Origin of the sequence: Nocardioides sp. (assembly GCF_041913365.1) — a bacterium.
In the GTDB taxonomy this organism is placed as follows: domain Bacteria; phylum Actinomycetota; class Actinomycetes; order Propionibacteriales; family Nocardioidaceae; genus Nocardioides.
This window is the reverse complement of the sequence record NZ_JAYSFM010000005.1, coordinates 184,526-205,184: the sequence shown is the minus strand read 5'-3', so window position 1 is coordinate 205,184 and position 20,659 is coordinate 184,526. Positions and strand designations below refer to the sequence as shown.

Sequence of the window (20,659 nt, the reverse complement as noted above, 5' to 3'; positions counted from 1 at the left end):
AGCGGTCACCAGTTCGGCCATTCAGCCTCGGCGGGCGTGCGCCGTCCCTACGATTCTTCGCGACGAGAGGGACGCCGTGACCGACACCGCCGTGAGGACCGACCGACCCCGTGCCGCCGCGGAGACACCGCAGCGCGGCGCGTGGATCGCGGTCCTGTTCGCCTGCACGACGTTCCTGGGCGCGTCGCTGCTGTTCATGATCCAGCCGCTCGCGGCCAAGCTGATCCTGCCGTCCTACGGGGGGTCGGCGACCGTCTGGAGCACCAGCTCGCTGCTGTTCCAGCTGCTCCTGCTGCTCGGCTACGTCTACGCGCACGTGTCCACGCGCCGGCTCGGCGCGCGCTGGCAGCCGCGCGCCCACCTCCTGCTGCTGGCGCTCCCGCTCCTCGCCCTGCCGCTCGCCCTCCCGGCCGAGGCGGCGCCGCCGTCGGACGCCAGCCCCGTGCTGTGGCTGCTGCGGACCCTGCTGCTGATGGTCGGGCTCCCGTTCGCGGTGCTCTCCACGACGGGACCGCTGATCCAGCGCTGGTACGCCTGGTCCGGCGGCCCCCGGTCGGACGACCCCTACTTCCTCTTCGCCGGCAGCAACCTCGGCAGCTTCGTCGGCCTGCTGGCCTACCCGTTCGCCATCGAGCCGCTGCTCACCCTCACCCAGCAGCGCACGGCGTGGTCGGCGGCCTTCGTGGCCTTCATGCTGCTGATGGCGGCGTGCGCGCTGACCGTCCGGGGTCGGGGCCAGGATGCTGCGGACGCCGTGACCACGACCCCGGGTCCCTCGGCCCGGCAGGTCGGGCTGTGGTGCCTGTGGGCCTTCCTGCCGTCCAGCCTGATGCTGGCCGCGACCGCCCACCTCTCGACCGACATCGCGGCCGTGCCGCTGCTCTGGGTGCTCCCCCTCGCGGCGTACCTCGCGTCCTTCGTGCTGGCCTTCGCCCGTACGTCGCGCAGCGTCTCGGCACGGCTCGTCGTCCCGTGCGTCGCCTTCGCCGTCACCACCGGCGTCGTCTCCGGCCTGGGCAGCACGGCCCTCGCGCCGCTGGTGGCCCTCGTCGTCGGTGCGAACGTCGTCGCGGTGGGTGTCGCCGGGTTCGCCGCCCACGCGCGGCTCGCAGCCTCGCGCCCCGACCCGGCCCACCTGACGCTCTTCTACCTCGTCATCTCGGTCGGCGGCGCTCTGGGCGGCCTGCTCAACGGCGTCGTGGCCCCGCTGCTCTTCGACGGCGTGTGGGAGTACTTCCTGACCGTGGCCCTGCTGCCGGTGCTCGCCATCGGCCTGCCCGCCCTCCACGTCACCGCCCGGCGGGTTCTGGCCGGGCTCGGCACGATGCTCGCCGTCCTCCTCGCGCTCGGAGCGGTGCGCGCGCTCGGCGGGCTGAGCACCGGCGAGACCGTGGTGCTGCTCGGCGCGACCGTCGTGGCCGCGGTCATCACCTGGCTGTGCCTCCGGGTCGCCGGGATGCTCACCGTCACCCTCCTCGTCGCCGCGCTCGCGGTGATCGTCGTGCAGGAGCGGGCCTCGCTGCTCACCGAGCGCACCTTCTACGGCAGCTACCGGGTGCAGGCCGTCGAGGGCCAGCACCGGCTGCTCCACGGCACCACCATCCACGGCACGCAGTTCCTCGACGAGGACCGGGCGCAGACCCCGACGACGTACTACGCCACCGACGGCCCCTTCGGCGACGTCATGGCGACCCTCGCCCCCGACGACCTGGCCGTCGTGGGCCTGGGCGCCGGCGCCATCGCCACCTACGGCTCCGACGTGTCACGGATCCGCTTCTTCGAGATCGACCCCGTCGTCGCGCGGATCGCCGAGGACCCACGGTGGTTCACCTACCTCGGCGACTCCGGCGCCGACGTCGACGTGGTGGTCGGCGACGGCCGGCTCGCGATGGAGCAGGAGCCCGCGGCCTCGTACGACGTCGTCGCGCTCGACGCGTTCAGCTCCGACTCGATCCCCGTGCACATCCTGACCCGCGAGGGCATCGAGGTGTTCCTCGACCGGGTCCGCGACGACGGCGCCCTGGCCATCCACATCAGCAACCGGGTCTTCGACCTGCGGCCGGTGCTGGCCGCGCACGCCCGCGCGCTCGGCCTGCACGCCGTGGTCGGCGTCGGCGGCGAGGGCCCGGGTGCCTCGGTCAGCGAGTGGGTGGTCCTCACCCGCGCTGCGGAGACCGCGGAGGCGCTCGACGCGCAGCAGCGGTGGGAGCAGCTGCCGACCGACCGGACGGTCGAGTGGTCGGACGACTACTCGTCCGTGCTGTCCGTGCTGCGCTGAACCGGGACGACGAGCTCCCACTCGGTGCCCCACGACCCGCTCTCCACGCGGGCCGTGCCCCCGAGGTCCTCCACCCGGCCCCGGATCGAGGAGACGACCCCGAGACGCCCGTCGGCCTCGGCCTCCTCCAGCCGGCCGGGCGCGATGCCGGGACCGTCGTCGCGCACCGAGACGGTGATCGCGTCGGGGGCGGACTGGGCGAGGATCCACGCGGTCGCCTCAGGCCCGACGTGTGCCAGCACGTTGTCCAGGCAGGCGCGCACGGCGGCCACCGTCTCGGTCGCGACGTGCGACTCGACCAGCACCGCGGTGCCCGGCGTGGCGACCTCGACCCGCGCCGGGTGGGCGGTCGCCATCGCCTCCAGGGCGCCGGCCAGGTCGACCCGGTCGCCCGCGCCGGCCGGCACCGTGTCCTGCTGGCGGATGAGCGAGCGCAGGCTGCGCTCCTGCTCCCCCGCCAGCCGCCCGAGCTCGGCCCACTCGCCTCCCGCCGCCGCGCCCCGGCGCTGGGTCATCGCCAGGACCTGGAGCACGCCGTCGTGGACGGCGCGGGCCAGCCGGGTGCGTTCCTCGGCGGCCGCGGCGGCGTGCTCCGCGGCGTCGCGCTCGCGCGCCATCCGCTGGAGCGACTCGCACAGGTAGCCGACGACCGGTCCACCGATGAGCACGAGGAAGACGTTGCCGTAGTTGCCCTGGTCGAGCTCGGAGCGGGGCACCACGTCGAAGAGCGCGATCGCGGCGGCCGCGGCCAGCCCGCCGCGCCAGTGCCAGTGGATCGCCCACGCCAGCAGCGCACCCATCACCCAGAAGCCGGGGATGGTCGCGTTGAAGCCCTCGGACTTCACCCAGGGCGTCGCCGCCATGGCGGCCAGGGTGATCGCGAGGTCGGCGACCAGCAGCAGCGACGTACGCCGGGCGCGGTCCTGGTAGAGCCAGATGGCGAGGACCGTCCAGACGGCCAGCGCCACGACGATCGCCAGCCCGGCGGTCGGGTGCTCGAAGTTGTCGCGACGGTAGGCGTTGAGCCCGACCATGTTGACGGTCACCACGACGCGGACGATCGCCAGCGCCGAGTGGAGCCGGTCCTCCACGGCGAGCGCCGAGTCGGCGCGGGGCGTCGGCGCGCGGGACGCCGGCAACGCGCTCAGGACGCCTTCTGCTCCGGCCCGTCGCCGGCCTTCTCCCGGGCCGCCTGCTCGGCGGCGGCCTGCCTGGCCTTCTCCTTGGCCTCGTCCCGGGCCTCCTTGTCGAGCTCCTTGGCCTTGCTGGCGTAGAGGTCGACGTACTCCTGGCCGGAGAGGCGCATGATCTCGTACATGATCTCGTCGGTGATCGAGCGCAGGATGTAGCGGTCGTTCTCCATGCCGGCGTAGCGGGAGAAGTCGAGCGGCTTGCCGAAGCGCACCACCGGGCGGGTCCAGGTGCCGTAGACCTTGCCCGTCGGGGCCACCACGTCGGTGCCGACCACCGCGCACGGGATCACCGGGGCGCCGGTCTCCAGCGCCAGCCGGGCGACGCCGGTCTTGCCGCGGTAGAGGCGGCCGTCGTGGGAGCGGGTGCCCTCGGGGTAGATGCCGAACAGGTCACCCTCGGCGAGGATCTTCATCGCCGACTTCATCGCGCCCTCGGCGGCGTTGGCGCCCGAGCGGTCGATCGGCACCTGGCCGGCACCGGTGAAGAACTTCTTCTGGAACCAGCCCTTGATGCCCGGGGTGGTGAAGTACTCGGCCTTGGCGACGAAGGTGACCCGCCGGGTGAGCGTCAGCGGCATGAACAGCCAGTCGGCGTACGACAGGTGGTTGCTCGCCAGGATCGCGGGACCCTCCTCCGGCACGTGGTCCACGCCGTAGGCCTTGGGCCGGAAGACGAGTCGCAGCACGGGCCCGAGGGCGATCCACTTCAGGAACCAATAGAGCACGCCGCCGAGCCTATCCCTGCTCTCGGGTGACCCGGTCGATGAACTCCGCCGACTCCGCGAAGATGCGCGGGGCGTCGTGGTCGAGCGTGGCCACGTGGTAGCTGTCCTCCAGCACGCGCTCCTCGAAGTCCTTCGACGACAGACCGGCGTGGAGCGCACGCGAGCTCGAGATGTCGGCGACGTGGTCGTCCTTGGAGCGGAAGGACAGCACCGGGATGGTGATCTTCGGCAGGTCGTGACGCAGCTGCGCCCAGCCGACCGACATCTCGTAGGCCGCCTTCAGCGGCATGACGGGGTAGGCGATCTCGTCCATGCCCGGCTTCTTGATGTCGTTGCGGATGCCCGGGAAGGCCGGTACGAACCGCTTGAGCACCGGCAGCAGCACGGCGTCCTTGCGCAGCGTGTCGATGGCCACGTTGACGATGACGACGCCCGCCAGCTGCTCGCCCCGGTCCGCGGCGAGGCGCAGCGAGAGCGCACCTCCCATGGACAGGCCGACGGCCACGACCGCGTCGTTCTCGGCCGCGAGCTTGTCGAAGGCACCCTCGACGGTGGCCACCCAGTCCGACCAGGTGACCCGATTCATGTCCTGCCAGCGCGTGCCGTGACCCGGCAGCAGCGGCATCTCCACGGCGTAGCCGCGGGCGGCGAGGTCCTCGGCCCACGGCCGCATCGACGCGCAGCTGCCGGTGAACCCGTGCTGGACGAGCACGCCAACGCGACGGCCGTCGGTGAGCTCCGGCTTCGCCGCCGTGGACATGGGGGCGACGAGGGCGGGGTCCATGGGCGCGGCCGCGGCGCCGCGGAAGGGGATCTTCACGGCGGTCAGTCTGCCGCATGCAACCGCGCCGCGGGTACCGTGATCGCGTGACGACTCCAGGCGACGAGGGCCGCACCGAGCTGGCGTGGCGCGAGATCGTGGAGAACTACGGCGAGCGCCCGGTGCTGCCCGACGAGACGCCCGGCCGCGCCGGTGAGGACAGCGGGCGCGGCGCGGGTGAGGCCGCGGTCGGCAGCACCCCGACGACGTACGACGAGCACCCCGACGAGCACCCCGACGAACACCCCGACGACGAGCCGGAGGACCGCGACGAGCTCCCCGCCGTCGACCGCTTCCAGCCACCGGCGGCGCCGCCGTTCCCCCGCCCCCGGACGTGGCAGCGCGGGCTCGCCTGGGCGGGCCTCTTCGTCGCCCCCGTGCTGGCCCTGGTGGTCGGCCTCTTCTCCTTCGGCCTGCCGGGCCTCGTCGGCTGGGCGCTGGTGGCCTGGTTCGTCGGCGGCTTCCTCTACCTCGTGCGCGAGATGCCGCGCTCGCCCCGCGACCCGTGGGACGACGGCTCCCGCATCTGACCAGCAGCTCTGGATAGGGTCGTGCAGTGGGATCGAGCGAGACGGTCGAGGTCACCGGCCACCTGATGGACAGCGGCATCCTGTCGCGGATCCTCGACGACATCCGCGACTACGGCGGTGACTACGTCATCGAGCAGTTCGACGTGGGCCACGAGGCCAACGACCCCAGCAGCGCCCGCATCACCGTCGAGGCCGAGGACGAGGAGTCCCTCCAGCGGCTGCTGATGCGGCTGCAGACCCGCGGGGTCAACCAGATCGACCCCGGCGAGGCGGTCGTCGGCGTGGCCGAGCGCGACGGGGTGCTGCCCGACGGCTTCTACTCCACGACCAACCTCGAGACGCGCATCCGCATCGACGGCGCCTGGTACGACGTCGAGAACCCCGAGATGGACTGCGGTCTCGTCGTCCTGGAGTCACCCGCAGGCCTGCGGGTGCGCACCGTGCCCATGTCGGACGTGCAGGTCGGGATGCGGATCGTCATCGGCGCTGCCGGGATCCAGGTCTCCGTGCCCGACCCCGACAGCGGCTCGGACACCTACGGCCAGCTCGTCGGCGACACGCCGTACGACAAGCCGCAGGCCGTGCTGGTGCGCCAGGTCGCCGACGAGATGCGACGCACCCGCGCCGAGGGCAGGAAGCTGCTGTGGGTCGCCGGTCCGGGCGTCGTGCACACCGGCGCGGTGCCGGCCCTGGTCGCGCTGATCGGCGCCGGGTTCGTCGACACCCTCTTCGCGGGCAACGCGCTGGCGACCCACGACATCGAGTCGTCCCTCTACGGCACCAGCCTCGGTGTCGACCTGTCCGTCACCCAGGGTGTCGAGCACGGCCACGAGCACCACGTCCGCGCCCTCAACACCGTCCGCAAGGCCGGCTCGATCGCCCAGGCGGTCGCCGACGGGGTGGTGACCAGCGGGATCATGCACGCGCTCGTCACGCACCGGAAGCACTACGTGCTCGTCGGCTCCGTGCGGGACGACGGCCCGCTCCCCGACGTCCACACCGACGTGATCGAGGGCCAGCGCGCGATGCGGGCCGAGATCGCCGACGTCGGCTACTGCCTGATGATGGCGACCCAGCTGCACTCCGTGGCGACCGGCAACATCCTGCCGGCGACGGTGCCGCTCGTGTGCGTCGACATCAACCCGTCCACCGTGACCAAGCTGGCCGACCGCGGCTCCAACCGGGGCCGCGGCATCGTGACCGACGTCGGCCTCTTCCTCGAGCAGCTGGCGCTCGAGCTGGTGCCGGACTACCGCCGGGGCTGACCGGCCAGCAGGGCGGCACCGACCATCCCGGAGCCGGGCCCGAGCCGGCCGGCGACGAGGTCGGGCACGATCCGGTGGGCAGCGCCGACGAGCGTGCGCTGCAGGGCCGCCCGCGCCGGTTCGAGCAGCCGGTCTCCCGCCGCTGACACGCCGCCGCCGACCACGACGAGCGCCGGGTCGAGCGCGGCGACGAGGTTGGCGGTGCCCACCCCGAGCCAGTCCCCCACGGAGGCGAAGGCGCGGCGGGCGACCAGGTCGCCCTGCTCGGCGGCCGCGGTGACCATCGGCCCCGTGACCCGGTCGAGGTTGCCGTCGCTCATCTCCTGGAGCACCGAGGGCTGCTCGGCCATCAGGGCACGCGCGGTGCGGACGAGGGCGTTCCCGGAGGAGTACTGCTCCCAGCACCCGCTGCGGCCGCACTCGCAGGCCCGGCCGTCCGGCACCACCTGCATGTGCCCGAACTCCCCGGCCATGCCGTTGGCTCCTCGCAGCACGACGCCGTCGAGGAGCACCGCGCCACCGATGCCGGTGCCCATGGTGATCATCAGGGCCGAGGACGCGCCGCGGGCCGCGCCGTGGTGCGCCTCGGCCCGCGCGGCGCAGTTGGCGTCGTTGTCGAGCGCGACCCGGCAGCCGAGGCGGGCCTCCAGCAGGTCGCGCAGCGGCTCGTCCTGCCACGGGAGGTGCGGCGCGAACCTGACCCGCTCCCCCGCCGAGTCGACGAAGCCGGCCGCGGCCACGCCGACCGCCTCCAGCGGTCGGCCGTCGGCCGCCTCGAGGACCGCCTCGACGAGCGCGTCCTCGACGTGGCTGGTCACCACCCGCCGGCCCGGCGTGGTGCGCAGTGCCGTCCGGGAGACCGTGCCGTCCGGCTCGACCACGCCGGCCAGGACCTTGGTGCCGCCGATGTCGACGCCGACCACGACGCCGGTCACGGCCGGCTCACTCGTCCTCGGGCCAGTCGTCGGCGAGGTCGATGTGCTCCACCCCGCCCTGGTCCTCCGCTCGCGGAACCGGCGAGGCCATCACCGCAGCCACCGCCTGCGCGAGCGAGGCGGCCGCGGCCGTCAGGTGCGTGCGGACCTCGGGACTCAGGTGCCGCACGGCGTGCACCGTGCGGCAGATCGGGCACACGGTGCACTCGGTGGAGCCGGTGGCGAGGTGCTCGTTGAGGTCGTGGGCCGACGCGGCAGCGTGGGCGGCCAGGTCCGAGAGACCCTCGGAGGCGTCGCCCGCCTGGTCGCGCGCCCACCCCGCCAGCGCGCCGAACAGCTTCGCGGCCTCGTCGGCCAGCGAGCCGACCTCGTGGCCCGGGGCGTGGGCGTCACCCGCGTCGCTCACGTGCTCTCCTGTGGGGTCGGGCCGGGGGTCGGGCCGGGGGTGGGTCCGGGATCGGAGGTCGGCTCGGTGAACCTGACCTGCAGCTCTCCCTCGCGCACGCGGGCGCCCGACACGCGGTGCCGCGCCAGCCCGGAGGGCAGCGTCAGGAGACGACGATACGACGCGACCGACACGACGAGCTCGTCGCCCTTGCGCGCGAGACGCACCTCGTCCTGGACGGCGAGGGGCAGCGGGAACGACAGGACGCGGCCGCTGGGCACCGAGCGCACCCGCAGCCCGGCCCGGCCCTCACCGGCGGCCAGCGGGTCGCTGCCGTCGTACACCGTGCGGGCGAGGTCGAGCAGCTCCTCGCGCCCGACCGGCTCGGCGTCGCGGTAGACCGAGTGGCGCAGGTCGAGGCCGGCGAAGGAGTCGGCGGCGTCGGCGAGGACCCGGCGCTGCGCCTCCACCCACGTCGCGCGCCACGCGTCGGCGCCACCCTCGGGGAAGACGCGGTTCACGACCGCGCTGTCGACGGTGTAGCCGAAGAGGGTGAGGAACGTGTAGGCCCGCCGTGCCTCGGCGAGCACCACCGACTCCGGCGTCAGCACGAGGCGGACGGAAGTCTCCGGCCCGGTCAGCACGGCTCGCACGTCGTCGAGCTCGGCGTGCAGCCGCTCGATCGCGTCGAACACCGAGTCCTCCGGCATGGGGACACCCGCCGCGCGGGTCAGCACCGGCTTGAGCGCCCTGACCACCCGTCGCTCGACGGGGAGCACGCGCGTCATGTACCACCCGAGCGCCTCGGGCAGGGCGAGGAGCCGCAGCGTCTCGGCCGTGGGCGCGCAGTCGACCACCAGCACGTCCCACTCCCCCGAGCGCGCCTGCGCCCGGACCTCGAGCAGGGCCAGCACCTCCTCCGCGCCCGGGATGACCGTCAGCTCCTCCGCCGCGACCGGGTCCACACCTGCCACGTCGAGCACGCTGAGCAGGTAGCCCTGGATGTCGCGCCACGAGCGCTCGAAGCGCTCCTGCGCGTCGACGTGCTGGAGCCAGAGGTTCTCCGCCACCTCGCGGGGCTCCGCGCTCGGCGGCACGTCGAGGGCGTCGGCGAGCGAGTGCGCCGCGTCCGTCGAGAGGACCAGGGTCCGCCGACCGGCAGCAGCGCTGGCGCACGCCGTGGCGGCGGCGAGCGTGGACTTGCCGACACCGCCCTTGCCGGTGAAGAGGAGGATCCGCATCCCGGACCCGGGCGTCAGAGCGACTCGACGCGCTTCTTGAGGCCCTTCAGCGCGGTGTCGATGAGGATCTTCTCGCCCTTGCGCTTGAGCATGCCGATGAGCGGGATGCTCACGTCGAGCGCCAGCCGGTAGGTGACCTCGGTGCTGCCGTTGCCGAGGTCCTCGAGGGTGTACGCGCCGTCGAGCGCCTTCAGCATGTTGCCCTCCACGAGGGTCCAGGTGACCTCGCGGTCGCCGTCCCAGTCGTAGGCCAGGGTGTACTGGTCCTTGATGGGCGAGACGTCAAGGGCGAAGTAGACCTGCTCGGCCCGGTCGCCGGTCCCCGGGGCGGTGACCTCGGCGGTCTGCACACCCTTGGCCCACTCGGGGTAGGACTCGAAGTCGGCGATGACGGCCATGACGTCGGCCGGCGGGGCGTCGACGACGATCGACGATGAGGTCTGTTCGGCCATGGCCGGAGCCTAGCCCACCCTCGACCGCCGACACCGGGCGTGTTCGGGCCCGACGCGCGGAGTAACCTGCGCACGCACTGACCACTTCCCAGGAGGTTCCACCGTGCGTGAGTTCGCCACGCCCCTCTCCACCGTCATCCCCACGACCGGGAACCTCACCGACGACGTGGTCACCAACGCACGCGAGGCCGGCGACACCGCGGTCTTCAGCCGCCGCACGGATGACGGCTGGGTCGACGTCACCGCCGCCCAGTTCCAAGACGAGGTCCGCGCGGTCGCCAAGGGGCTGATCGCCGCCGGCGTCGAGGCCGGCGACCGGGTCGCCCTGCTCTCCAAGACCCGCTACGAGTGGACGCTGTTCGACTACGCCATCTGGTTCGCCGGCGCGGTCACGGTGCCGATCTACGAGACCTCCTCCGCCGAGCAGATCGGCTGGATCCTCGCCGACTCCGGAGCGCGCGCCGTCGTGGCCGAGGGCCCCGACCACCTCGCGCGCGTGCGCGAGGCCCGCCAGTCCGGCGACCTCGCCGAGCTCCAGCACGTCTGGTCCATCCAGGACAACGCCGTCGACGTGCTCGACCGCCTCGGCTCGGACATCTCCGACGAGGTCCTGGAGCAGCGGCGTACGACGGCCACGCCGCTCGACCTCGCCACGCTGATCTACACCAGCGGCACGACCGGCAAGCCCAAGGGCTGCATGCTCACCCACGGCAACTTCATGTTCGAGCTCGGGGTCGCGGTCGACGAGCTGCACGAGCTGTTCGACAAGCCGGGCGCCTCCACGCTCCTCTTCCTGCCGCTGGCCCACGTCTTCGCCCGCATCATCCAGGTCGGCTGCGTGAAGAGCCGCGCCCGGATGGGCCACAGCGCCGACATCAAGAACCTCGTCGCCGACCTGGGCGAGTTCCAGCCGACCTTCATCCTCGCGGTGCCCCGCGTCTTCGAGAAGGTCTTCAACACCGCCTCCCAGCGGGCCACCGCGGACGGCCGCGGCAAGATCTTCGACCGTGCCGCCGACGTGGCGATCGCCTACTCCCGCGCGCTCGACGCGAAGAAGGTGCCGGTGCGCCTGCGCGCCCAGCACGCCCTGTTCGACCGGCTCGTGTACGGCAAGCTCCGCCAGGCCCTCGGCGGCCACTGCACGTACGCCATCTCCGGCGGCGCGCCGCTCGGGGACCGGCTCGGCCACTTCTACCGTGGCATCGGCCTGGTCGTGCTCGAGGGCTACGGGCTCACCGAGACCACGGCCGCGCTCTCGGCCAACCTGCCCGACGCCACGAAGATCGGGACCGTGGGGCGTCCGCTGCCCGGCACCAGCGTGCGCGTCGCGGACGACGGCGAGCTGCTCTTCAAGGGCGGCCAGGTCTTCGTCGGCTACTGGGGCAACGAGGCCGCGACCGAGGAGGCACTCGGGCGCGAGGGCTGGTTCCACACCGGCGACGTCGGCGAGGTCGACGAGGAGGGCTTCGTCCGGATCACCGGACGCAAGAAGGAGATCCTGGTGACCGCCGGGGGCAAGAACGTCGCACCCGCCGTCCTCGAGGACCGGCTGCGCGCGCACGCCCTGGTCGACCAGTGCCTGGTCGTCGGCGACGGCCAGCCCTTCATCGGCGCCCTCGTCACCATCGACCGCGAGACCTTCCCGGCCTGGGCGGAGCAGCACGGCAAGACCGGAGAGGTCGCCGACCTGGTCGACGACCCCGACCTCGTCGCCGCCGTCCAGGAAGCGGTGGACGACGCCAACAAGGCCGTCTCCAAGGCCGAGTCGATCCGCAAGTTCACGATCCTGCCCGGCGAGTGGAGCGAGGAGGGCGGTCAGCTGACCCCCAGCCTCAAGCTCAAGCGCAACGTCGTGGTGCGCGAGGCCCGCTCCGAGATCGAGGCGCTCTACCTCTCCTGAGGCTCTCCCCCGGGTTCTCCGGGGGACTCCCCGCCCGCGGGCTAGACCATGACTACGACGGACTAGTCACATCGGACTACCCGAGGGCCACCTTCGGGTGGTTTGTCAGGCTTAGCCCCCGACAGCGCTTGCGCGCCCCTATGTTCATCGATGCACGAGAGGACGTCGGGGCCCTTCGTGGACTGAAGACGGTGGCACAGCACCATCAACGGTCGGTTGACCTTCCCGGCACGTTGCTGAGCGATCCACGCTCGTGGATCCCTGACACCGAAGGAATGCCTGATGGCGCGTCGTTCCGTACTCCTCGCCCTGGCCATCGTCACGGCCCTCGTCGGCACCCTGCTGATCGTCATGTACGTCCAGGGCATCGACAACCGGGCCACCGAGGGCCAGGAGCTGGTCGAGGTCCTGGTGGCCAAGGACATCGTCAACGCCGGCGAGGCCGTCTCGGCCGCGGAAGAGGCCGGCAAGTTCGAGAAGAAGGAGATCCGCCGCGACGACCTCGTCCCGGGCGCCCTCTCCTCCTCCACCAGCGTCACCGGCCTGGTGGCCACCGGCAACATCTACCCGGGCGAGCAGCTGATCGCGGACAAGTTCGGCAACGTCGGCGACGCCGAGACGCTGGTCATCCCCGACGACATGCTCGCCATGTCCGTCGAGCTGACCGACCCCGAGCGCGTGGCCGGCTTCGTCAACCCGGGCTCCGAGGTCGCCGTGTTCGTCACGGTCAGCGACCCGAAGTCGTACACCCGGGTCCTCCTGACCCGCGTCACCGTCATCGGTGTCGGCACCACGACCACCACGTCGCGGACCACCACCGACGAGTCCGGTGCGCAGACGATCGAGGAGGTCCCGAAGACCATCCTGACGCTGGCGCTGACGCAGAAGGAGAGCGAGAAGCTCATCTGGGCCGACCGCTTCGGTGACCTGAACTTCGCCCTCCTCAGCGACAAGACCAAGGTGGTCGACCAGAAGGGTGTCGACGCCCCGATCGTCCTGCCCGGTCTCCCCGCCGCCGCCGTGAGCTGACCATGACTGCCATTCTCGAGCCCGACGCCGCCAACCGCGCGGTCCTGCAGGCGATGCTGCACGGATCGACCGGCCTGCCCAGCGCCGAGGCACTCTCGGAGCACATCCAGTCCCAGCCCGCCGAGTTCGCCGTGGTGATCGGTCCCAGCATCACGACGGACGAGGCAGCCTCCTTCGCCCAGTGGGCGCGGGTCAACCGCCCCGACCTCGGTGTCATCCTGCTGCGTGACACCGTGGACGCCGGCACGCTGTCGCTCGCCCTGCGCAGCGGCATGCGTGAGGTCGTGCAGAGCAAGGACCTGGCCGGCATCACCACCGCCGTCCAGCGTGCCCGCTCGGTCGCCAGCGCCATCGGCCAGACCATGATGGGCGAGGTCCAGGCGGCCGCCGAGGAGGCCAAGGCACGCCTGGTCGCCGAGGCGGAGGCCCAGCGCGCCGCCGAGGAGGCCCCGCAGGGCAAGCTCTTCACGGTCTTCTCCACCAAGGGCGGCGTCGGCAAGAGCCTCGTCGCGGTCAACACGGCCGTCGCGCTGTCGCAGCGCGGCCACCGCGTGTGCCTGGTCGACCTCGACGTCAACAGCGGCGACGTGGCGATCATGCTCCAGCTCTCGCCCACCCGGAACGTCAACGACCTGGTCAGCTTCCGCGGCGAGATCGACGAGGGCGCCATCGAGTCGCTGCTGACCAAGCACTCCGACACGATGTCCGTCATCGCCGCCCCGGTCACCCTCGACTCCCCCGACCAGGCGTCGGCCGAGGAGATCGGCCGCCTGCTCGACGGCCTCAAGGCGATGTTCGAGTTCATCGTCGTCGACACCTCCGGCGTGTTCGACGACCAGGCGCTGGCCGCGCTCGACCGCTCGGCCACCATCATCCTGGTCGGCACGCTGGACATCCCGGCGCTCAAGGGCGTGAAGCTGGCGACCAGCACCCTCGACCTGCTCAACTTCCCGCGCGACTCCTGGAGCTTCGTCCTCAACCGGGCCGACGCCAAGGTCGGGCTCACCCAGCCGGAGTTCGAGTCCACGCTGGGACTGAAGGCCGACGCGACCCTCGTGTCCAGCCGCGAGGTCCTGGCAGCGGTCAACCGCGGCGAGGCGCTGGTCAGCGCCTTCCCCGCCAACGCCAACAGCAAGGCACTCACCACCTTCGCGACCACCCTGGCCAAGGCGCACGCCGAGGACCCCGCGGTCGCTCCCGCCGGTCGCAAGGCCGGCCGTCTCCGCATGAGGAAGGGCTGACATGAGTCTCACCGACCGTCTCGCTGCCGCGTCGCGCAACCGCACCGGCGAGAACCCGGCCGGCGCGCACGCCGGCACGCCCGCGGGTGCCCCCGCGGGCGGAGCCACCACCAGCACCACGCCGGCGAAGGCCTCCGAGTCCACCGAGGCCGGCCGCCGGCGCGCGGCCGCGCGCGCCACGGGCAACGACCCCTACAAGGACCTCAAGAAGATCGTCCACGCCCGCCTGGTCAGCACGCTCGGGCCGACGCTGTACGACGCCCACCTGACGCAGTCCGACCTCGAGCAGCAGGTGCGCCTGGCCCTGCAGACCACGCTCTCCGAGGTCGACATGCCCATGTCGTCGGCCGACAAGTCCCGCATCTCCCAGGAGATCGCCGACGACATCCTCGGCTACGGCCCGCTCGAGCCGCTGCTGCGCGACGCGGACCTCTCCGAGGTCATGGTCAACACCTTCGAGGACATCTACGTCGAGCGCAGCGGCAAGCTGGTCAAGGTCGACGCCACGTTCGCCGACGAGGCCCACCTGCGACGCACGATCGACAAGATCGTCAGCAAGATCGGCCGTCGCGTCGACGAGACCAGCCCGATGGTGGACGCCCGCCTCCCCGACGGCAGCCGTGTCAACGCGATCATCCCGCCCCTGGCCCTCGACGGCTCCAAGCTCACCATCCGCAAGTTCTCCGAGGACCCCTACACGGTCGACGACCTGATCGGCTTCGGCACGCTGAGCCGCGCCTCGGCCGACCTGCTCGAGGCCTGTGTCCGCGGTCGCCTCAACATCCTGGTCTCCGGTGGTACCGGTGCCGGCAAGACGACCACCCTCAACGTGCTGTCGTCCTTCATCCCCGACGACGAGCGCATCGTCACCATCGAGGACGCCGCCGAGCTCCGGCTCGTCCAGGACCACGTCCTGCGGCTCGAGTCGCGCCCGCCCAACATCGAGGGCAAGGGTGCGGTCACCATCCGCGACCTGGTGAAGAACTCCCTCCGCATGCGCCCCGACCGCGTCGTCGTCGGTGAGATCCGTGACGCCGCGGCCCTCGACATGCTGCAGGCGATGAACACCGGTCACGACGGCTCGATCTCGACGCTGCACGCCAACACGCCGCGTGACGCCCTCTCCCGTCTGGAGACCATGGTGCTCATGGCCGGCATGGACCTCCCGGTCCGCGCCATCCGCGAGCAGGTGGCCAGCGCCGTCGACCTGATCATCCAGCAGACCCGACTCAAGGACGGCACGCGTCGCATCACCGCGATCACCGAGATCGTGGGCATGGAGGGCGACATCATCACGACCCAGGACGTGTTCCTCTTCGACTACGCCGCCGGCATGAACGAGCAGGGCAAGTTCAAGGGCGGCCTGGAGTCGACCGGACTGCGCCCGCGCTTCCTGGAGCGGCTCGCCGACCACGGCGTGCACCTCAACCCGGCCGTGTTCACCGTGGGCGGCGCCCGATGAGGACCGCCTCGCGCTGGCTCGCCGGCGCGCTCGCCACCTCGGCGCTCGCGCTGTCGGCCGGCGCCCCGGCGTTCGCCGAGGACGAGATCAGCATCGACCACGTCGCCACCGACCGGGGCACGGTCAGCCTGCTCCTGTCGACCGACGGACTGCCGGACGGCAGCACGGTCGACCCGTCCCAGGTCTTCATCGAGCTCAACGGCTCGTCGGTGGAGTCCTCGGCCAAGCTCGTCGACGCCGGCGACATCGACCGCTCGACGGTGATCGTCCTCGACGCCAGCAACAGCATGAAGGGGCAGGGCAAGTTCGACGCGGCCACCACCGCGATCAACGCCTTCCTCGACAGCGCCCCGGAGGACGTCGCGATCGGTCTGGTGGCGTTCGCCGGCAAGGTCACCACGACCGTCTCCCCCACCATCGACCACGACGACGTGCGCCAGGCTCTGGCCGGCGTGACGCTGGCCAAGGGCACGAGCGTGTACGACGGCATCGTCGAGGGCGTGAAGCTGCTCGACGCCGACGGCTCGCGCAACCTGCTCGTCCTCTCCGACGGCGCCGACACCGGCAGCGACATGACGCTGGAGGTCGCCACCGCCGACGCCCAGGAGGCCGGAGTCGTCGTCGACGTGGTGTCCCTCGTGCAGGGCGCCAAGTCCGACGAGCTGGCCACCGTGGCCACCGACACCAACGGCTCGGTCATCCCGGCCGACCCCGCGGCGCTGACCTCGGTCTTCAACGAGCGCGCCGCGGCCCTGTCGCAGCAGCTGCTGGTGACCTTCGAGGCGCCGTACGCCAGCGGCGAGGACGCCAACATCGACGTCGTCGTCGAGTCCGGCGGGACGCAGTACCACGACACTGCCTTCGCCACCCTCGGTCCCGGCTTCGCCGTCCCCGACGTGGTCGACTCGGGCAAGGCGCTCATCGGCAACACCGGCATGCTGCTGGGCGCCGGTGCCCTCGCGATCGGGCTCTTCGGCCTGCTCGCCACCGCGATGATCAGCGCCGGCGACAACCGGCCCCAGTCGGTGAAGCAGCTGGAGGCGTACTTCAACGGCACGCCGGCAGCGATCAAGGGCAAGAAGCGCCAGGCCAGCCCGTCCGACCTCAAGGGCTCGGCGGTTTCCGTGGCGAACAAGTTCGTCAGCGAGGACCTCGAGACCAAGATCTCGCAGCGCCTCTCGGGCGCCGGCTCCGCGCTGACCGCCTCCGAGTGGGTGCTGCTGCACACCGGCATCGCCTTCGGCGGTGGACTCGTCGGGCTCGTCATGGGCGGGATCCCACTCAGCATCCTGGGCCTGCTCCTGGGCATCGTGCTGCCGTGGGTCTACCTCAAGTTCCGCCACGGCCGACGCCTCAGCGCCTTCAACGGGCAGCTGGCGCAGACCCTCGGCCTGATGGCCGGCGGTCTCCAGGCCGGTCTGTCGCTGCCGCAGGCGGTCGACACCGTGGTGCGCGAGGGGCACGAGCCGATGGCCGGCGAGCTGCGCCGAGCCCTCGTCGAGCAGCGGCTCGGCGTCGACATCACCGACGCGCTGGACGGCGTCGGCGAGCGGATGGAGAGCGACGACTTCTCGTGGGTCGTCATGGCGATCCGCATCCAGCGCGAGGTCGGCGGCAACCTCGCCGAGATCCTGCACACGGTGGCCGACACCCTGCGCGAGCGGGAGTACCTCCGCCGCCAGGTGAAGGCGCTCAGCGCAGAGGGCCGGCTTTCGGGTTACATTCTGACCGGCCTGCCCCCACTGATCTTCTTCTACATGACCTTCGCGAACCCGGACTACGTGGCACTGCTCTACACCACCCTGCCCGGCTACATCATCCTGGGCGTCGCCCTGTTCCTGCTGGGCCTGGGATCGTTCGCGATGGCCAAGCTCGCCACGGTGGAGGTCTGAGATGATCCTGTACATCGGAGCCGGGCTCGTCTTCCTGGCCCTCGTGCTGGCGATGTCGATGATCGGCGTGGTCAGCAAGGAACGCCGCGGCGTGGCGCGCTCGATGGCGGCCATCCAGGCCATGAGCACGAGCACGCCCGACATGCTCAAGACCGAGCTCGAGCGCCCGTTCGCCGAGCGCGTGCTCGGCCCGCTGGGCGACCAGCTCGTCGGCACCGGGCGCAAGCTCGTCCGCGCCGACACGGCCTCGAAGCTCGAGTACCGCCTCAACGTCGCCGGCAACCCGCCCGGCTGGGACGCCAACCGGCTCATCGGCCTCAAGGTGCTCGGCCTCGCCGTCTTCGGCGGCATCGGGTTCCTCTACATCGCCGGCATGGACTGGCCCTTCATCCGGGTGGTCATCGGCACCGCCGCCGTCGCCGCCTTCGGCTACGTGCTGCCCAACGTGCTGCTCTACAACGCCGGGCAGAAGCGCGAGAAGCTGATGCGCAACGCGCTGCCCGACGCGCTCGACCTGCTGACGGTCTCGGTCGAGGCCGGACTCGGGTTCGACGCCGCCGTCGACCGCGTGGCCCGCAACACCGACGGCCCCCTCGCCGCCGAGTTCGCGCGCCTGCTCCAAGAGATGAACATCGGCGTGGGCCGGACCGACGCCATGCGCGCCATGGCCGAGCGCACCTCGCTCGACGACCTGAAGTCCTTCTGCCTCGCCATGGTGCAGGCCGACAGCCTCGGCATCCCGATCGGTCGCGTGCTGCGCATCCAGAGCGGTGAGATGCGCACCAAGCGCCGTCAGCGCGCCGAGGAGAAGGCCCAGCAGGTGCCGGTCCGGATGATGATCCCGCTGGTGCTGTTCATCCTCCCGTGCCTCTTCCTCGTGATCATGGGGCCGGCGGCGATCCAGATCGCCCAGACGTTCGGGAACCAGTGAGCCGATGCGCCTGACCAATCGGGTGGACAGGACAGGCACTCGGGGCGGCCTGCCGTACACCTGGCGGGTCACCACCGCGGTCCGGGTCTTCGCGCTCGCCCTGGCGGCGGGGATCGTGTTCTCCGACGACCGGGCCGGGGTCTCGGGCCCCCTCCTGGCGGCCCTGGTCCTGATCGCGTGCGCCGGTGCCGTGCTGGACTGGACCCCCGAGTCCACCCGCACCTCGTGGACGGCCGCCGCGGAGATGCTGCTGGCGGCCCTGATGCTCGCGAGTGCCGACGCGTCCGCCGGCCTCTATGCCTACCTGGCCGCACCACCGGTCGTGACGGGCGTGCGCCACGGCTTCGTCACCACCGTCAACGTGGCCTTCGTGGGCGCGATCGGCGTGCTGGCGGCCGCTGCCTCCGGCACCGACCCGCGCCCCGAGCTCGTCGCTGCCGGCCCCTGGGTCCTCAGCGGCCTCGGCGCCGGCCTGCTCACCAGCTGGCAGTCGCGGTCCGTGCGCGACCAGGTGGACCGCCGGGCGCCCTACCAGGCCGCCCACCAGCTGATGGAGCAGCTGCACGGCCTCGCCCGGCGCGGCGACATCGGCCTGGACAGCGCCCAGCTCGCCGCCGACCTCGAGGCCGACCTCCGGCGCAAGACGGGGGCCGTCGCGTCGGCAGTGTTCACCTGCTCGCCCGAGGGCGAGCCCGTGATGCTCTCCAGCTACGGCGACGGCGCACCGCTCGCCGCGGAGATCGGCGCCGCCCCCGAGCACCGCTCGCCCGGGGTGCGGGTGCTGACCGTCCAGGGCACCGACGGCGTCCTCGGCTACCTCGTGCTCGGCGGCGTGCTGCGCTGGAACGACGAGATCGCCGAGCAGGCCGTCCAGGTGACCGACAACTTCGCCCTGCGCATCGACACCGCCGAGCTCTTCGACGAGGTGCGCCGGATGGCGACGTCGGAGGAGCGCAACCGGCTCGCCCGGGAGATGCACGACGGCGTCGCACAGGAGATCGTCGCGCTCGGCTACGTCGTCGACGAGATCGAGTCCGTGTCCGACGACACCCGCACCCGGGAGCTGGCCGCGTCGCTGCGCGACGAGATCAGCCGCGTCGTGAGCGAGCTGCGCTACTCCATCTACGACCTGCGCCACCAGGTGACCGAGCACCGGCTCTCCGGCGCGCTCGCCGAGTACGTCCGCGAGCTGAGCACCGGCACCGACATGCGCGTCCACCTCACCTTCGACGAGTCCGGGCCCGAGCTGTCCGCCCGCACCGAGACCGAGCTGCTGCGCATCGCCCAGGAGGCGATCGGCAACGTGCGACGTCACTCCCAGGCCAAGAACGTCTGGGTCGCCTTCGCCACCGACGGCTTCCTCATCGACCTCCAGATCGAGGACGACGGCGTCGGCCAGGCCGGCCCGCGGGACCGCCACTGGGGCCTGCAGACCATGTCCGAGCGGGCCCGTGGCATCGGCGCCACCCTGACCGTGCGGGAGCGCCCAGGCGGCGGCACCCGCGTGCACCTACGAACCCATGACTCCACCACCGCCCGAGAGGGGAGCGCTCACCCATGAGCACCACCGTGATGCTGGTCGACGACCACGAGCTGATCCGACAGGGGCTGGCCAAGGCCTTCGAGCGCGACGAGGAGATGGAGATCGTCGGCCAGGCCGGCAGCGTCAACGAGGCGCTGGCGACCTACCGCGACCTCACGCCCGACGTCGTCGTGACGGACCTCCAGCTCCCCGACGGCCTCGGCCTCGAGATCGTCCGCGCCGTGCGGAGCGAGAACGACTCGGTCGGCCTCGTCGTGCTGACGATGCACGCCGGCGACGACCAGATCTTCGCCGCGATGGAGGCCGGTGCGTCCGCCTTCGTGGGCAAGGACAGCAAGGCGTCCGAGGTGGTGAGCGCCGCCAAGCACGCAGCCGTCGCGCCGCGCACGTTCCTCTGCGCGGGCCTCAGCGCTGCGATGATGCGACGTGCCACCACGCCTGCGGCACCGCGGCTGTCGGGCCGCGAGGAGGAGGTCCTGGTGCTGCTCGCCGAGGGTCTCGGCACCAGCGACATCGCCGGCCGGCTCTACCTCAGCGAGTCGACCGCCAAGACCCACATCACGCACATCTACCAGAAGCTCGGGGCCGCCAACCGCGCCCAGGCGCTGGTCACGGCGATGCGGATGGGCATGCTCGACCACCTCTCGTCGGGCGACCCGTTGCGCTGACGCGTGGACGTGCCACCCGGGGTGTCGTCGAGGGTGGTCACAAGATAGTCACATCGGACTATCCACTCGCGGCCGTTCACCCGATCCGCCGATCGACGAAGTCCAGCAGAGTATTCCTCGACGGGTCCTCGTGGGCTCGGGACTCATCACACACGACTTACAAGGGGAA

18 protein-coding genes are annotated in these 20,659 nt (G+C 71.8%); 11 read left to right on the top strand and 7 right to left on the bottom strand.

Annotated elements, in window-relative coordinates; translation table 11 throughout:
- Positions 1 to 76: 76 nt before the first annotated feature.
- Positions 77 to 2,278, top strand: coding sequence for a spermidine synthase (locus ACE3QY_RS13830; protein WP_374456601.1), 2,202 nt, complete (start codon positions 77 to 79; stop codon positions 2,276 to 2,278).
- Here the strand turns inward: ACE3QY_RS13830 and macS are convergent.
- Genes macS through ACE3QY_RS13815 form a run of 3 tightly spaced genes read right to left on the bottom strand, consistent with a single transcriptional unit; the run spans position 2,248 to position 5,016 of the window.
- The gene (gene macS, locus ACE3QY_RS13825) at positions 2,248 to 3,417 is read right to left on the bottom strand and encodes a MacS family sensor histidine kinase (protein WP_374456600.1); all 1,170 of its coding nucleotides are present in this window, start codon (positions 3,415 to 3,417) and stop codon (positions 2,248 to 2,250) included. The two genes, ACE3QY_RS13830 and macS, sit on opposite strands and share 31 nt — an antisense overlap.
- A 5-nt stretch (positions 3,418 to 3,422) precedes the next feature.
- Positions 3,423 to 4,196 carry a lysophospholipid acyltransferase family protein gene (locus ACE3QY_RS13820; protein ID WP_374456599.1) on the bottom strand — a complete coding sequence of 258 codons (774 nt, stop codon included), beginning with the start codon at positions 4,194 to 4,196 and terminating at the stop codon, positions 3,423 to 3,425.
- Between the two features lie 10 nt (positions 4,197 to 4,206).
- The gene (locus ACE3QY_RS13815) at positions 4,207 to 5,016 is read right to left on the bottom strand and encodes an alpha/beta hydrolase (protein WP_374456598.1); all 810 of its coding nucleotides are present in this window, start codon (positions 5,014 to 5,016) and stop codon (positions 4,207 to 4,209) included.
- Positions 5,017 to 5,063: 47 nt separating this feature from the next.
- Between ACE3QY_RS13815 and ACE3QY_RS13810 the strand changes: the two genes are divergently transcribed.
- Together ACE3QY_RS13810 and ACE3QY_RS13805 are read left to right on the top strand one after the other, a co-directional pair.
- Positions 5,064 to 5,546 (top strand): hypothetical protein, encoded by a 483-nt coding sequence (locus ACE3QY_RS13810; RefSeq protein ID WP_374456597.1) that lies wholly within the window; start codon positions 5,064 to 5,066, stop codon positions 5,544 to 5,546.
- A 26-nt stretch (positions 5,547 to 5,572) separates the two neighbouring features.
- Positions 5,573 to 6,811, top strand: coding sequence for a TIGR00300 family protein (locus ACE3QY_RS13805; protein ID WP_374456596.1), 1,239 nt, complete (start codon positions 5,573 to 5,575; stop codon positions 6,809 to 6,811).
- On the opposite strand, the gene ACE3QY_RS13800 is transcribed toward ACE3QY_RS13805, so the two are convergent.
- Genes ACE3QY_RS13800 through ACE3QY_RS13785 form a run of 4 tightly spaced genes read right to left on the bottom strand, consistent with a single transcriptional unit; the run spans position 6,796 to position 9,824 of the window.
- Positions 6,796 to 7,746, bottom strand: coding sequence for an ROK family protein (locus tag ACE3QY_RS13800; RefSeq protein ID WP_374456595.1), 951 nt, complete (start codon positions 7,744 to 7,746; stop codon positions 6,796 to 6,798). The two genes, ACE3QY_RS13805 and ACE3QY_RS13800, sit on opposite strands and share 16 nt — an antisense overlap.
- A 7-nt stretch (positions 7,747 to 7,753) precedes the next feature.
- Positions 7,754 to 8,152 (bottom strand): hypothetical protein, encoded by a 399-nt coding sequence (locus ACE3QY_RS13795; protein WP_374456594.1) that lies wholly within the window; start codon positions 8,150 to 8,152, stop codon positions 7,754 to 7,756.
- A complete protein-coding gene (locus ACE3QY_RS13790) occupies positions 8,149 to 9,372 on the bottom strand; it encodes an ArsA family ATPase (RefSeq protein ID WP_374456593.1) in 1,224 nt (407 codons plus the stop codon). Before ACE3QY_RS13790 ends, ACE3QY_RS13795 begins: the two co-directional genes overlap by 4 nt.
- A 14-nt stretch (positions 9,373 to 9,386) precedes the next feature.
- Positions 9,387 to 9,824 carry an SRPBCC family protein gene (locus ACE3QY_RS13785; RefSeq protein WP_374456592.1) on the bottom strand — a complete coding sequence of 146 codons (438 nt, stop codon included), beginning with the start codon at positions 9,822 to 9,824 and terminating at the stop codon, positions 9,387 to 9,389.
- Between the two features lie 103 nt (positions 9,825 to 9,927).
- Here ACE3QY_RS13785 and ACE3QY_RS13780 point away from each other — a divergent pair, with 103 nt between their 5' ends.
- From ACE3QY_RS13780 to ACE3QY_RS13745, 8 genes are all read left to right on the top strand, one after another.
- Positions 9,928 to 11,724, top strand: coding sequence for a long-chain fatty acid--CoA ligase (locus ACE3QY_RS13780; RefSeq protein ID WP_374456591.1), 1,797 nt, complete (start codon positions 9,928 to 9,930; stop codon positions 11,722 to 11,724).
- 282 nt (positions 11,725 to 12,006) lie between these two features.
- On the top strand, positions 12,007 to 12,753 hold the full coding sequence (gene cpaB, locus ACE3QY_RS13775; protein WP_374456590.1) for a Flp pilus assembly protein CpaB: 747 nt from the start codon (positions 12,007 to 12,009) through the stop codon (positions 12,751 to 12,753).
- Between the two features lie 2 nt (positions 12,754 to 12,755).
- Positions 12,756 to 13,994, top strand: coding sequence for a CpaE family protein (locus ACE3QY_RS13770; RefSeq protein WP_374456589.1), 1,239 nt, complete (start codon positions 12,756 to 12,758; stop codon positions 13,992 to 13,994).
- Between the two features lies 1 nt (position 13,995).
- A complete protein-coding gene (locus tag ACE3QY_RS13765; RefSeq protein WP_374456588.1) occupies positions 13,996 to 15,456 on the top strand; it encodes a CpaF family protein in 1,461 nt (486 codons plus the stop codon).
- A complete protein-coding gene (locus ACE3QY_RS13760) occupies positions 15,453 to 17,348 on the top strand; it encodes a type II secretion system F family protein (protein ID WP_374456587.1) in 1,896 nt (631 codons plus the stop codon). The genes ACE3QY_RS13765 and ACE3QY_RS13760 overlap by 4 nt, the downstream gene beginning before the upstream one ends.
- Before the next feature lies 1 nt (position 17,349).
- Complete coding sequence (locus tag ACE3QY_RS13755; protein ID WP_374456586.1) at positions 17,350 to 18,279, top strand: type II secretion system F family protein; 930 nt, start codon at positions 17,350 to 17,352, stop codon at positions 18,277 to 18,279.
- Positions 18,280 to 18,283: 4 nt separating this feature from the next.
- Positions 18,284 to 19,840, top strand: coding sequence for a sensor histidine kinase (locus ACE3QY_RS13750; RefSeq protein WP_374456585.1), 1,557 nt, complete (start codon positions 18,284 to 18,286; stop codon positions 19,838 to 19,840).
- Positions 19,837 to 20,490 carry a response regulator gene (locus ACE3QY_RS13745; RefSeq protein WP_374456584.1) on the top strand — a complete coding sequence of 218 codons (654 nt, stop codon included), beginning with the start codon at positions 19,837 to 19,839 and terminating at the stop codon, positions 20,488 to 20,490. The genes ACE3QY_RS13750 and ACE3QY_RS13745 overlap by 4 nt, the downstream gene beginning before the upstream one ends.
- Positions 20,491 to 20,659: the final 169 nt, after the last annotated feature.